Annotated in this window: 11 protein-coding genes; 10 read left to right on the top strand and 1 reads right to left on the bottom strand. The window is 63.7% G+C overall.

The window, feature by feature from the left end; all coding sequences use genetic code 11:
• The first annotated feature begins 154 nt into the window (after positions 1–154).
• From EN845_RS09020 to EN845_RS08975, 10 genes are all read left to right on the top strand, one after another.
• Positions 155–1,297, top strand: a complete 1,143-nt coding sequence (locus tag EN845_RS09020) for an aminodeoxychorismate synthase component I (RefSeq protein ID WP_127276960.1) — start codon at positions 155–157, stop codon at positions 1,295–1,297.
• Positions 1,246–1,908 carry an aminotransferase class IV family protein gene (locus tag EN845_RS09015; protein ID WP_127276962.1) on the top strand — a complete coding sequence of 221 codons (663 nt, stop codon included), beginning with the start codon at positions 1,246–1,248 and terminating at the stop codon, positions 1,906–1,908. The genes EN845_RS09020 and EN845_RS09015 overlap by 52 nt, the downstream gene beginning before the upstream one ends.
• 3 nt (positions 1,909–1,911) lie before the next feature.
• Complete coding sequence (locus tag EN845_RS09010) at positions 1,912–2,841, top strand: DUF3445 domain-containing protein (RefSeq protein WP_127276964.1); 930 nt, start codon at positions 1,912–1,914, stop codon at positions 2,839–2,841.
• Positions 2,842–2,992: 151 nt separating this feature from the next.
• The gene (locus EN845_RS09005) at positions 2,993–4,438 is read left to right on the top strand and encodes a homospermidine synthase (protein ID WP_127276966.1); all 1,446 of its coding nucleotides are present in this window, start codon (positions 2,993–2,995) and stop codon (positions 4,436–4,438) included.
• Between the two features lie 187 nt (positions 4,439–4,625).
• The gene (locus tag EN845_RS09000) at positions 4,626–5,003 is read left to right on the top strand and encodes a hypothetical protein (RefSeq protein WP_127276968.1); all 378 of its coding nucleotides are present in this window, start codon (positions 4,626–4,628) and stop codon (positions 5,001–5,003) included.
• 189 nt (positions 5,004–5,192) lie between these two features.
• Positions 5,193–7,283, top strand: a complete 2,091-nt coding sequence (locus tag EN845_RS08995; RefSeq protein ID WP_127869903.1) for a bifunctional UDP-sugar hydrolase/5'-nucleotidase — start codon at positions 5,193–5,195, stop codon at positions 7,281–7,283.
• Between the two features lie 147 nt (positions 7,284–7,430).
• On the top strand, positions 7,431–8,492 hold the full coding sequence (gene hemH, locus EN845_RS08990) for a ferrochelatase (RefSeq protein WP_127278881.1): 1,062 nt from the start codon (positions 7,431–7,433) through the stop codon (positions 8,490–8,492).
• Positions 8,493–8,545: 53 nt separating this feature from the next.
• Entirely contained in the window at positions 8,546–9,757 is a 1,212-nt protein-coding gene (locus EN845_RS08985; RefSeq protein WP_127278882.1) for an FAD-dependent oxidoreductase, read from the top strand.
• Between the two features lie 121 nt (positions 9,758–9,878).
• A complete protein-coding gene (locus tag EN845_RS08980; RefSeq protein ID WP_127869904.1) occupies positions 9,879–10,829 on the top strand; it encodes an SPFH domain-containing protein in 951 nt (316 codons plus the stop codon).
• Positions 10,830–10,843: 14 nt separating this feature from the next.
• Entirely contained in the window at positions 10,844–11,308 is a 465-nt protein-coding gene (locus tag EN845_RS08975; RefSeq protein WP_127278884.1) for an NfeD family protein, read from the top strand.
• A gap of 203 nt (positions 11,309–11,511) precedes the next feature.
• Here the strand turns inward: EN845_RS08975 and EN845_RS08970 are convergent, their stop codons facing one another.
• The gene (locus EN845_RS08970) at positions 11,512–12,513 is read right to left on the bottom strand and encodes a KpsF/GutQ family sugar-phosphate isomerase (RefSeq protein WP_127278885.1); all 1,002 of its coding nucleotides are present in this window, start codon (positions 12,511–12,513) and stop codon (positions 11,512–11,514) included.
• Between the last annotated feature and the right edge of the window lie 188 nt (positions 12,514–12,701).

Genomic DNA, 12,701 nt, shown 5'->3' with positions numbered 1-12,701 from the left:
GAGCGGCGGCGCCAAGGGCGCCGCCGCTTTCTTTTTTGCCGGCAAGGTTCGATCCGGCAAAGGTCGGCTTTGAGGGACAGGGTGCCGTTCCCTCGATTGCGCGCGCACGCCCCCCCATATAGAGCGATCGTCGGCTACATCGATCCCGGTTCCCATGTCCCTGCCCGCCGCAATTTTCCGCAACGACGAAAGCGCGCGCCAGCTCGTTTTCGAGCGGCCGGCCGATATCATCGTCGCGCATCAGGCCAAGGACTTTCCGGCGGCGTTGCAAGCGGCGCAGGCCGCGCACGACGCCGGCAAATGGCTGGCCGGCTATTTCTCCTATGAGGCCGGTTACCTGCTCGAGCCGAAACTCGTTCCCCTGCTGCCCGGCCGGCGCCGAGCCCCGCTGGTCTGCCTCGGGGTCTTCGATGCTCCTGATGAAGAAGCCGTGCCGCCGCCAAGCCCGCCCACCAATGGCCCGATCTTCGATGCAAGGGCGATGTGGTCGTTCGAGGATTACGAGAAGCGGTTCTCGCGTCTGCACCAGCACATCAGGCAAGGCGATTGTTACCAGGGCAACCTCACCTTTCCGGTGCACGCGCAATGGTCGGGCGACCCGCTCGCCGCCTTCGACGCGCTGACCGAACGCCAGCCTGTGAAATATGGCGCGCTGGTCGCGCTCGGCGATCCCATCGTTCTGTCGCGCTCGCCCGAACTGTTCTTCGAGATCGATGCGGCGGGGAGGATCGAGACGCATCCGATGAAAGGTACCGCACCGCGCGGCGCAACCAGGGACGAGGACGAGCGGCAGAAGAATTTCCTGCGTAACGACGAGAAGAACCAGGCCGAAAACCGGATGATCGTCGACCTGCTGCGCAACGACATATCGCTGATCAGCGAGGTCGGCACGCTGGAGGTGCCGGAATTGTTCCGCATCGAGACCTACCCGACCGTCCACCAGATGGTGAGCGACGTCAGGGCCAAGCTGCTGCCCGGCCTCGGCATACGCCAGATCTTCGCGGCGCTGTTTCCCTGCGGCTCGATCACCGGCGCACCGAAGATCCGCGCCATGGAGATCCTGCACGATCTGGAGGGCACGCCACGCGACGTCTATTGCGGCGCCATCGGCTGGATCGCACCCGGCGGCACGATGCGCTTTTCCGTGGCGATCCGTACCATCTCGCTCTTTGCCAGCGGCGAGGCCATCTACAATGTCGGCGGCGGCATCGTCTTCGATTCGGTCGCGGAAGAGGAGTACCAGGAGTGTCTGCTCAAAGCCCGCTTCGCGACGGGGACACCGCCGGTTTCGAGCTGATCGAGACCATGCGCTGGGAACCCGCCTCGGGTTTCCTGCGCCTCGATCGCCATCTTGCGCGCCTTTATGGCTCGGCGGTGGAGCTGGGCTTCAGCTATGATCCGCAAAAGGTCGGCGAGGCCCTGAGCGGCGCGGTCAACCGATCGCCCATCGCCATGCGCACGCGGCTCGCTCTGTCGCGCAATGGCGAGACCAACGCCTCTGCGCAACCGTATGAACCCCTTGCCGCCGACAAGGTGTGGACGCTGCGGCTGGCACGGACGAGGCTCGATTCGAGCAACATGCTGCTGCGCCACAAAACCAGCCGGCGGCAGCTCTACACCAATGCCCGCTCCGAATATCTCATCACCCAGGCCGATGAGGTGCTGCTCGCCAATGAGCGCGGCGAGATCTGCGAAGGCACGATCACCAATGTCTTCGCCGATTTCGGCAACGGCATCCTGGCGACGCCCCGACTCGATTGCGGCCTGCTGCCTGGCGTATTGCGAGCCGTGCTTCTGGATGAAGGCCGCGCCAGTGAAGCGATCTACAGCTTGGATGACCTGAAATCCGCCAAGGCGCTGTTCGTCGGCAATTCGCTGCGCGGACTGATCCCGGCAAGACTGATCTGAGGCATGACGTCCCTACCCGCCCACACGCCCTATGATGGCTCGTCGAAACTCTTCACCATCGGGCTGAAGCCGCTCGACCCCGCGAACTGGATCGAGGTCGACGGTCACCTGCTACCCTATCTCGCCGAGAAGCGCCGGCTCTATGCCGAGATCCCCGAGCGGGTTTTCGTCGAGGAGGGCGGCACGCGCGCCGCCCAGCAGGAGGTGCTCGAATTGCTCGGCGCCTACCTGCCGGAAAGATTCCCCGACATCCACCAGCGCGGCGACGCGGGCGTTGCGGTCGTGGGCGTGACGAGCCATCCCGCCATCTCTTCCAGCCTCGCCGGCGCGCCCTTGGTCGCGGCCTCGCTGCTCGTCCAGGAAGACCTCATCCTCATGCGCCGCGACGACAGCGGCTGGCGTCTGGCCGCGGGTTCGCTGTGCTTCCCCTCGTCCTGGGCGCTCACCGAAAAATTCGGTAAGCCGCTGCAGCAGATCCACGAGCCGGTGCCGGGCTTCGGCCCGGGCACAAGGCCGGCCGACCTCATCAACCGGATGTTCGATGGCCTGCAGGGCCAGGCGGTCGAGCGTTACAATTGGTCGATCCAGTCAGGGGACGCGCTCTACCATCCGCTGTCCAATGTCGAGCGCATCGACCGCGCCACCAGCCGGCCGACACGTTTCCCCGACGGTGACGTCAAGGCGCACGCCTTCATTCGGGTGGAGCGCCAGACGCTGCGCAAACTGCCCGCCTCGCGCGATATCCTGTTCACCATCCGCATCCATCTCGACCCGCTCGCCGTGCTGGCGCGGCACCCGGACCGGGCGACGCTGGCGGCGTCCTTCGCCGCCCAACTCGAAGCGCTCGATATCGCCCAGCTCGACTACAAGGGCCTGACATCGGATCGCGATCGGCTGATCGCTGTCCTTAACCACATGGCCAAGGACGCGTAGTCGCGGGTTGGCGCTTTTCGCTGGTTTATGACAATGATCTGTGATGTAGCGCATGGCCGTTGGGCGAAAATGCCCGGCTTTTGCACGGGGTTGCTCGGCTTTTGCACGGAGTTGCCCGGCTTTGCACGCAGTTGAAGGAGTGCTCGATAAAATGGCGAATGAAAACTGGCCCGTTTACGGTGAGATCACCGGCCCCGTGGTGATGATCGGCTTTGGCTCGATCGGACGCGGAACGTTGCCGCTCATCGAACGCCATTTCAAGTTCGACAAGTCGCGCATGACGGTCCTCGACCCGCGCGATACCGATCGCAAGCTGCTCGACGAGCGCGGCATCGCCTTCGTCCAGGAAGCGGTAACCGAGAAGAACTACAGGAAGCTTTTGACGCCGCTTCTGACGAATGGCGCAGGCCAAGGCTTTTGCGTCAACCTGTCGGTCGACACCGGCTCGGTGGACCTGATGCGGCTCTGCCGCAAGCTCGGCGTGCTTTACATCGACACCGTCGTCGAGCCCTGGCTTGGCTTCTATTTCGACGCCAAGGCCGACAATGCCAGCCGCACCAACTATGCGCTGCGCGAAGCGCTGATCAAGGAAAAGCACGACAAGCCCGGCGGCGCGACGGCAATCTCCACCTGCGGCGCCAACCCCGGCATGGTGTCCTGGTTCGTCAAGCAGGCGCTGGTCAATTTGGCCACCGATCTCGGCATGGAATTCTCCGAGCCCGCGCAGGACGACCGGGAGGGCTGGGCGAAACTCATGAAGAAGGCCGGCGTCAAGGGCATCCACATCGCCGAGCGCGACACCCAGCGCACCAAGAAGCCCAAGCCGATGGATGTGTTCTGGAACACCTGGTCTGTCGAGGGCTTCATCTCCGAAGGATTGCAGCCGGCCGAGCTCGGCTGGGGCACGCACGAGACCTGGATGCCGAAGAACGGCAAGAAGCACAAGCACGGTTCCAAGGCCGCGATCTATCTGGAGCAACCGGGCGCCAACACCCGCGTGCGCTCCTGGTGCCCGACGCCGGGCCCGCAGTATGGCCTGCTGGTGACGCACAATGAGGCGATCTCGATCGCCGATTTCTTCACCGTGCGCTCCAAGAAGGGCAAGGTTCAATACCGCCCGACGTGCCACTACGCCTACCATCCCTGCAACGATGCGATGCTGTCGCTGGACGAGATGTTCGGTGCCGCCGGCAAGCCGCAGCCGGTGCACCATGTGCTGGACGAGAACGAACTGGTCGACGGTGTCGACGAGCTCGGCGTCCTGCTCTACGGCCACGACAAGAATGCCTACTGGTACGGTTCGCAGCTGTCGCTCGCCGAGGCGCGCAAGCTGGCCCCCTATCAGAACGCCACCGGCATGCAGGTCACCTCGGCGGTTCTGGCCGGGATGGTCTGGGCGCTGGAAAATCCGGCCGCCGGCATCGTCGAGGCCGACGAGATGGACTACAAGCGCTGCCTCGACGTGCAGTCGCCCTATCTCGGACCGGTCAAGGGCTATTATACCGACTGGACGCCGCTCGACAGGCGCCCGGGCCTCTTCCCGGAGGACCTCGACCGCAGCGACCCGTGGCAATTCCGCAACATCCTCGTCCGATAGCATCGCGCGGACCCTATGCCATTGCCTTGCAATCGCCCGGAAATCGGGCGATTGAAGGGATGCGGCCTGGAGTGGCGAGTGCGTCCCGTTGGACGCATAAGCACACCCCAGCACTTTGGACGTTCGCGTCGCGCTTTCCAGAAATCGGCCCGATTTTTGGACCCGACGCGTTTGGAGAGGATTTTATATGACTATTGCGCGCAAAGTTCTTTCTATGGGCGTGGCGGGCGCCGTTGTCTCGATGCTCGCTGCCTGTACCACCAGCGGCCCCGGCGAGCCGCCGATGGCAACCACGCCGAAAGGCGTCGAGGGGTCCTGGATCGATGCCAAGGGCACCGGCCTGTCGACCTTCAACGGCGGCAAGTTCACGACCGTCGCTACCGACACCGGCCAGAAGCTGGCCGATGGCAGCTACACGATGACCGGCGCCACTTCGGTGCAGATCAACGGCACCTCGCTGATCCGCCAGACCGGCGTCAGCTTCAACTGCCTGCTGGTGTCGACCAGCCAGCTCAACTGCACCAGTTCGGGCGGCCAGAATTTCGTGCTGACGCGACGCACCTGAACCCCGCGAACATCCGCTTGCTCAAGGACGGCGGCCATTGGCCGCCGTTCTTTTTATGCCGGCAAAGCTCACCTGGATTTCTGCTTGCGTCGGCCGGAACGCGATGGGAACATGATCGAAACGCTGGCTGTTATATCCCAGTCAAGTAGGGGCGTTAGACGCCTCGGATCAGCCTGCCGGGAGACGAAGATGAAGAAGCTTGTCGCCATTGCCGCCCTTTCCGCGTCGACGCTTGGCCTGTCGGCCGGCGTATCCTTTGCCGACTACACACTGAACATCCTGCACATCAATGACTGGCACAGCCGCATCGAAGGCAACAACAAATATGAGTCGACCTGCTCGGCCGAGGAGGAGACCAAGGGTGAGTGCATCGGCGGCGCCGGTCGGCTGATCACCGCGATCGCCCAGGAACGCCAGAAGCTGGAAGGCCAGAACGTGCTGTTGCTCAGCGCCGGCGACAATTTCCAGGGTTCGCTGTTCTACACCACCTACAAGGGCAAGGTCGAAGGCGAGTTCCTCAACGACATGAAGTTCGACGCCATGGCGCTCGGCAACCATGAATTCGACGATGGCGAAACGGCGTTGGCGCCGTTCCTCGACATGATCAAGTTCCCCGTGCTCGGCGCCAACGTCAAGGCCAACGCCCAGTCCAAGCTCGGCGACCGCGTCAAGCCGTCGATCGTCGTCGAGGTCGGCGGCCAGAAGATCGGCATCATCGGCGCCGTCACCAACGACACGCCCGAACTCGCCTCCCCCGGCCCCAACATCACCATCGAGGACAACGTGAAGTCGATCACGGCGGAGGTCGACAAGCTCAAGGGCGAAGGCGTCAACAAGATCATCGCCGTGACCCATATCGGCTATAACAGGGAGCGCGACGTCATTGCCAAGATTCCCGGCATCGATGTCGTCGTCGGCGGCCACAGCCACACGCTTCTGTCCAACAGCGACCCGAAGGCGGCTGGACCCTACCCGACGATGGTCGACAACCCCGGCGGCTACAAGGTGCCTGTGGTGCAGGCGGCGTCCTATTCGAAATATCTCGGCGAGTTCAAGGTCGTGTTTGACGACAATGGCGTCGTCAAATCGGCGAGCGGCGACCCGATCCATCTCGACAAGTCGATCACGCCCGATCCCGCGGTGCTCGCCCGCATCAAGGAGCTGGGCGCGCCGATCGAGGCCTTGAAGAACAAGGAAGTGGCCGAGACCACCGACGTGATCGACGGCAGCCGTGAGAACTGCCGCGCCAAGGAATGCGCGATGGGCAACCTCGTCTCCGACGCCATCCTCGACCGCGTCAAGGGACAGGGCGTCGAGATCGTCATCTCCAACGGTGGCGGCCTGCGCGCCTCGATCGACAAGGGCACCGTCACCATGGGTGAGGTGCTGACCGTGCTGCCGTTCCAGAACACGCTGGCGACCTTCCAGATTTCCGGCAAGGACCTGGTCGCCGGGCTCGAAGGCGGGCTCAGCCAGATCGAGGACGGCGCCGGCCGCTTCCCGCAGGTGGCGGGCCTCAAATATTCCTTCGACAGGTCGGTCGCGCCCAATGCCGGCCGCGTCAAGTCGGTGGAGGTGATGGAAAACGGCGCCTGGACGCCGATCAATCCCGACAAGGACTATCTGGTTGCCACCAACAACTATGTCCGCCAGGGCGGCGACGGCTACAAGGTGTTCGCCGAAAAGGCCAAGAATGCCTATGATTACGGCCCCGGTCTCGAACAGGTGGTTGCCGACTATCTAGGCGCCCACCAGCCCTATACGCCGAAGCTCGACGGCCGCATCACCGAGATCGCGGCGACGGTCGCGGCGGCGCCTGCCGCCGAGCCGGCAAAGCCTGCCGAACCAGCAAAGCCCGCGGCGCCGGCACCGGCCGAGGCCGCCAAACCGGCTGAACCGGCAAAGCCCGCCGATGCCGCACCGGCGATGCCTGAACTGCCTGCCAACTCAGGCGATATCGCCAACACGCCGCCAGCCATATCGACGGAAAACGCGCCTCCCCCACCGGCCCCGCCGGCACCTGCCGAACCGGCAAAGCCTGCCGAGACTGCCCCAGCCGCTCCCGTCCCGGCGGCATCCGCGCCCGTCGAGCCGGCAAAGCCCGCCGAAGCCGCACCGGCCACTGGCAGCCATGTCATCGTGACCGGCGACACCTACTGGGATCTGGCGAAGAAGGCCTATGGCGACGCGACCAAGTGGAAACTCATCTATGAGGCGAACAAGGATCAAAGGCCGCATCGGCTTGTGCCGGGCGCAACCCTGACCATCCCGGCGAAGTAAGGTCATTTCGCTTTCGGCGCGGACACCCGCCGGGGAAACCTGGTGGGTGTTCGCGTTTCGGGCCGTAAAGGCGGTATGGTGCGGCCAGACGCAGCATTGAAAACCAGCGCGCCATCGCTAGTTTCACGCCGTGTCCGGAGAACCCTTATGACGCCTACCAATATTGTCGACCCCAAGACGGTCAAGCCGGTCGGCCTGACGACGGGGCACGCGCCGGCCAAGGCCGGCAAGGTCGGCGTCATGCTGGTCAATCTCGGCACGCCCGACGGCACAGAATTCAAGCCGATGTGGCGCTATCTGCGGGAATTCCTGTCCGACCCGCGTGTCATCGAGCTCAACAGAGCGATCTGGTATCCGATCCTCTACGGGTTGGTGCTGACCACGCGACCGAAGAAGTCGGGCGCCAACTACGCCAGGATCTGGAACCGGGAGAGGAACGAGTCGCCGCTGCGCACCTACACGCGCGCGCAATCCGAAAAGTTGACCGAGGCATTGCGCGGCCTGCCAGGCGTGGTCGTCGACTGGGCCATGCGCTACGGCAACCCTTCCACATCAAGCGTCGTCGAAAGGCTGGTCGCGCAAGGCTGCGACCGCATCCTTTCATTCCCGCTCTATCCGCAATATTCGGCGACGACGACGGCCACCGCCAATGACCAGTTGTTCCGGGCGCTGATGAAGATGCGCGCGGCACCTGCCGTCCGCAGTGTGCCGCCCTATTATGATGAGCCCGTCTATATCGAGGCGCTGGCCAGTTCGATCGAACGACACCTGGCGAGCCTCGATCTCGAGCCGGAGGTGGTCATCACCTCCTATCACGGCATCCCGAAACCCTATTCCGACAAGGGCGATCCCTACCAGGCGCATTGCCTGGAAACGACGCGGCTGCTGCGCGAAAAGCTCGGCTGGGACGAGAACAAGCTGATCACCACCTTCCAGTCGCGTTTTGGCGCGCAGGAATGGCTGCAGCCCTATACCGACAAGACGGTGGAGAAACTCGCCAAGGACGGCGTCAAGTCGATCGCCATCGTCAATCCCGGCTTTTCCGTCGATTGCATCGAGACGCTGGACGAGATCGGCCGCGAAGCTGCCGAGACCTTCCATCATGCCGGTGGCGAAAAATTCGCCCATATTCCTTGCCTCAACGACAGTCCGGAAGGCATGGCGGTGATCGAAGCGATGGTACGGCGCGAGCTGTCTGGCTGGGTCTGACGCCGGAACCACCGCCACTCCGGGGCGTTGACGCGCACCTTCCGGAGACGTGGATGCCGCGCAAACTCGACCTCAGAACCGGCCGGCCTGTCTGGTCGGCCTATCGCGCGCCCGCGGTGCCGACCGACAGTCTGACCCGGGACGTCAAGACCGATGTGCTGATCATCGGCATGGGGATCAGCGGCGCCATGATGGCCGAGGCGCTGACAGCGGACGGTCACTCCGTGGCGTGCATCGACCGCCGCGGACCGCTGAAAGGCTCGACGGCGGCAACCACGGCGCTGGTGCAGTTCGAAATCGACCAGCCGCTTTCAATTCTGTCGAGAATGATTGGCAAGGCCGAGGCACGGCAGGCCTGGCGACGCTCGCGGCTGGCCGTTTCCAATCTCGCCGCCCGCGTCACCGAACTCGGCATCACCTGCGGCCTGAGCCGAACCCAATCGCTCTATCTGGCCGGCACTGTGCTCGGCCCCCCGGAATTGCGTGAGGAAGCCGAAGCGCGCCGGCAAGCTGGCATCGCCGCGACCTATCTGACCCCTCGGCCGCTCGCCGAGGCGTTCGGCATCGACCGCGATGGCGCCATTCTCAGCCATGGCAACATCGCGCTCGACCCGCGCAAGTTGACGGCAGGACTGCTGCTCAAGGCGCTCGGGCGCAAGGCTCGTCTCTACACGCCCGTCGAAGCGACGGCGATCAAGGACAGTGCCGACGAGGTGGTCGTGGCAACCAGGGACGGCCCCACCATTACGGCGCGGCATGTCGTCCTGGCCACCGGTTACGAACTGGTCGACATCGTGCCGGCGGCGGCCCACCAGATCATCTCGACCTGGGCGATCGCGACGCGCCCACAGCCACGAAAGCTCTGGCCGTGTGCGACGTTCATCTGGGAGGCGTCGGATCCCTACCTCTATGTCAGGGCGACCACCGACGGCCGGGTCGTATGCGGCGGTGAGGACGAGGATTTCGTCGACGAGACACAGCGAGACGAACTCATCCCCGACAAGAGCGAACGGATTGCCGAAAAGCTTGGCAGGCTGTTGCCGCATCTCGACACCAGGCCCGAATTTGCCTGGACCGGCTCCTTCGGCACGACGACCACTGGCCTCCCTTGCATCGGCGCCATTCCCAGGCATCCGCGCATCCATGCCGTGATGGGTTATGGCGGCAACGGCATCACCTTCTCGCGCATCGCTGCCGAGATCGTTCCGGCCTCGATCCGCGGGCTTGAAGACACGGATGCAAGCCTGTTTGCCTTCAACCACTGAGTGCATACTCGCAAACAATCCCTCATCACCTAATTGTAACGTTGCTGAAACACACTTAAGTCTTTGGTGAAGTCGGCTGCGTGGGAATGGCTCGCGCGGCCTGCCTCTGAGGGAGAACCAAATGGATTACAGTGGTTTCGATATTGCGGTCGTTGTTCTGGTCGCGCTTGTCGTGCTGGTGCTGTTCAAGGGCATCAAAACAATTCCGCAGGGATACAACTATACCGTCGAACGCTTTGGTCGTTACACCAAGACACTGAGCCCCGGCCTCAACCTCATCACACCATTCGTTGACCGCATCGGCGCCAAGATGAACATGATGGAACAGGTGCTCGACGTTCCGAGCCAGGAGATCATCACCCGCGACAACGCCATCGTCGGCGTTGACGGCATCGCTTTCTACCAGATCCTCAACGCGGCACAGGCCGCCTATCAGGTTGCCGGCCTGCAGAACGCCATCCTCAACCTGACGATGACCAACATCCGTACTGTAATGGGCTCGATGGACCTCGATGAGCTGTTGTCCAACCGCGACGCCATCAACGAGCGCCTGCTGCGCGTCGTCGACGAAGCGGCGCATCCGTGGGGCATCAAGATCACCCGCGTCGAGATCAAGGACATCAACCCGCCGGCGAACCTGATCGAATCGATGGGCCGCCAGATGACCGCCGAGCGCAACAAGCGCGCGCAAATCCTGGCCGCCGAAGGCCTCAAACAGTCGCAGATCCTCGAAGCCGAAGGCCGCAAGGAAGCCGCCTTCCGCGACGCCGAGGCGCGCGAACGCTCCGCCGAAGCCGAAGCCCGCGCCACCCAGGTGGTGTCGGAAGCGATTTCCAAGGGCGACGTGCAAGCGCTGAACTACTTCGTCGCCCAGAAATACACCGAGGCCTTGACCAGGATCGGTTCGGCCACCAACAGCAAGGTCGTGCTGATGCCCCTGGAAGCCTCCTCGCTGATCGGCACGCTCGGCGGTATCGGCGAGATCGCCAAGGAAGTCTTCCGCAGCGAAGGCACGACCGGTGCGCAAAGGCAGGCAGCGCGTCCGCCTGTCGTCAGGCCCTCCGAAAACTGAGATAGGCCACGCTCATGATCGACCGCATCGTTTCTGAACTCGGCCCGTGGAACTGGATGGTTCTGGGCTTCGTGCTGCTGGTTGTAGAGGTCATCGCGCCGGGTTTCTTCATGCTTTGGATCGGCATCGCCGCCCTGATCGTCGGCGCGGTGTCGCTGCTGATCTGGGATGCCGCCATCTGGACATGGCAGGTCCAGGTGCTGCTGTTCCTCGTGCTGTCGCTGGTTTCAGCCTTTGTCGGCAAGAAACTCATGGGCGGACGCGACCAGCCGACCGACCAGCCCCTACTCAACCGCCGTGGTGCGCAGATGATCGGCAGGATGGCGACACTTGCCGAACCGATCCGCGACGGCCGTGGCCGCATCAAGCTCGGCGACACGCTGTGGCGCGTTTCCGGCCCGGACCTGCCCGCCGGCACCCAAGTCCGCGTCACCGCCGCCGCCGACACCGATCTGGAATTGACGGTGGAGCAGGTCTGAATTTCAGCTCGCCATTACCTGAATGCCGCCGACGCGCAGGTGTGCTGAGATTCAGGTCAGGGCGAGTCGAAAATGGCTGATGCCGAGAACCGGAGCGGAGCGTACTTTTCGTACGCGAGCTCAGTTCTACTGCGACGCAGTAGAACGGGGAAGCCCAGGGATCAGCCATTTGCAGGCCGACCTCACCTGAATATCAGCGCACCTCAGGCTGCGCCGATGCGCAGCAGGTCGTGAAAATGCACCACGCCCAGCGGCATGTTGTTCCTGGTCACCACCAGTGCGCCGATATTGTGCTCGTTGAGCAGCGCGATGGCCGTACCTGCTAGCGTCTGCGGGTCGACCGTCTTGGGTGTGCGGGTCATCACCTCGTCGACGATGACATCGGCCAGGTTACGGTGCAGGTTGCGCGCCACATCGCCGTCGGTGATGATCCCGGCCAATTCGCCATTCGCGTCGACGATCAGGACGCAGCCGACCTTCTTCTGCGACAACGTCATCACCGCTTCCGGCATCTTGGTGCCGACGACGGCCAGCGGCATCTGGTCGCCGACCCGCATGATCTCGGAGACCATGGTCAGGTTGGCGCCAAGCTGGCCGCCGGGATGGAAGGTGCGAAAATGGTCCGGCGTGAAGCCGCGCGCCTCGAGCAGCGCGATCGCCAGCGCGTCGCCGACGACCAGCTGCAGCAGCGTCGATGTTGTCGGCGCCAGGCCATGCGGGCAGGCCTCGGGGGTGCGTGGCAACAAAAGCACGACGTCGGCCGCGCGCGCCAGCGCCGACGTCTCTCCAGAGGTGACGGCGATGAGCGGAATGGAAAACCGCCGGGAATAGGCGACGATACCCATCATCTCCTTGCTCTCGCCCGACCACGAGATCGCGATGATGGCATCGTCCTTGGCGATCATGCCGAGATCACCATGATTGGCCTCGGCGGGATGGACGAAGAAGGCAGGCGTGCCGGTGGAGGCCAGCGTCGCCGCGATCTTCGAACCGATATGGCCGCTTTTGCCGACACCGGTGACGATGAGCCGGCCCTCGATCTTCGAGATCATGTCGACGGCATGGGCAAAGGGTGCCGCCAGTCCGTTCTCGAGCGCCTCGGCAAGGGCCGCGATCCCGGCCTGCTCGGTTGCCACCGTTCTCAGCGCCGATTCGATCGACGCTTGCCTGTCCAGGGGCTTCTTATCGAGAGGTCTCGCATGCATGGCTGATGCGCTTAGCGCTTTGCCGCCCGCCTGTCCAACAGAAATGGCCTTCCGCATGACGGCTGAATGTGTGCGGCAATTTGGGACAACGACAAGGATCAAAACGGAAGGCACGACGCGGACCCGCATTGTCGCCCGCGGAAATCGCGTTTGAACCGGGGACGCGCGCGGCCTCAACCCTCCGTTAA

The sequence above is a fragment of the Mesorhizobium sp. M8A.F.Ca.ET.202.01.1.1 genome (assembly GCF_004791595.1).
In the GTDB taxonomy this organism is placed as follows: Bacteria; Pseudomonadota; Alphaproteobacteria; order Rhizobiales; family Rhizobiaceae; genus Mesorhizobium.
Note: the sequence above shows the minus strand (reverse complement) of the source record. Positions and strands in the feature narration are given on the sequence as shown.

What these genes read in the sequence shown, in the direction of transcription:
- EN845_RS09010 (WP_127276964.1), top strand. Translation starts at nt 1,912, where the DNA reads ATGACGTCCCTACCCGCCCACACGCCCTATGATGGCTCGTCGAAACTC.
- EN845_RS09020 (WP_127276960.1), top strand. Translation starts at nt 155, where the DNA reads ATGTCCCTGCCCGCCGCAATTTTCCGCAACGACGAAAGCGCGCGCCAG.
- EN845_RS08975 (WP_127278884.1), top strand. Translation starts at nt 10,844, where the DNA reads ATGATCGACCGCATCGTTTCTGAACTCGGCCCGTGGAACTGGATGGTT.
- EN845_RS09000 (WP_127276968.1), top strand. Translation starts at nt 4,626, where the DNA reads ATGACTATTGCGCGCAAAGTTCTTTCTATGGGCGTGGCGGGCGCCGTT.
- EN845_RS09005 (WP_127276966.1), top strand. Translation starts at nt 2,993, where the DNA reads ATGGCGAATGAAAACTGGCCCGTTTACGGTGAGATCACCGGCCCCGTG.
- EN845_RS08980 (WP_127869904.1), top strand. Translation starts at nt 9,879, where the DNA reads ATGGATTACAGTGGTTTCGATATTGCGGTCGTTGTTCTGGTCGCGCTT.
- EN845_RS08995 (WP_127869903.1), top strand. Translation starts at nt 5,193, where the DNA reads ATGAAGAAGCTTGTCGCCATTGCCGCCCTTTCCGCGTCGACGCTTGGC.
- hemH (WP_127278881.1), top strand. Translation starts at nt 7,431, where the DNA reads ATGACGCCTACCAATATTGTCGACCCCAAGACGGTCAAGCCGGTCGGC.
- EN845_RS08970 (WP_127278885.1), bottom strand. Translation starts at nt 12,513, where the DNA reads ATGCATGCGAGACCTCTCGATAAGAAGCCCCTGGACAGGCAAGCGTCG.
- EN845_RS08985 (WP_127278882.1), top strand. Translation starts at nt 8,546, where the DNA reads ATGCCGCGCAAACTCGACCTCAGAACCGGCCGGCCTGTCTGGTCGGCC.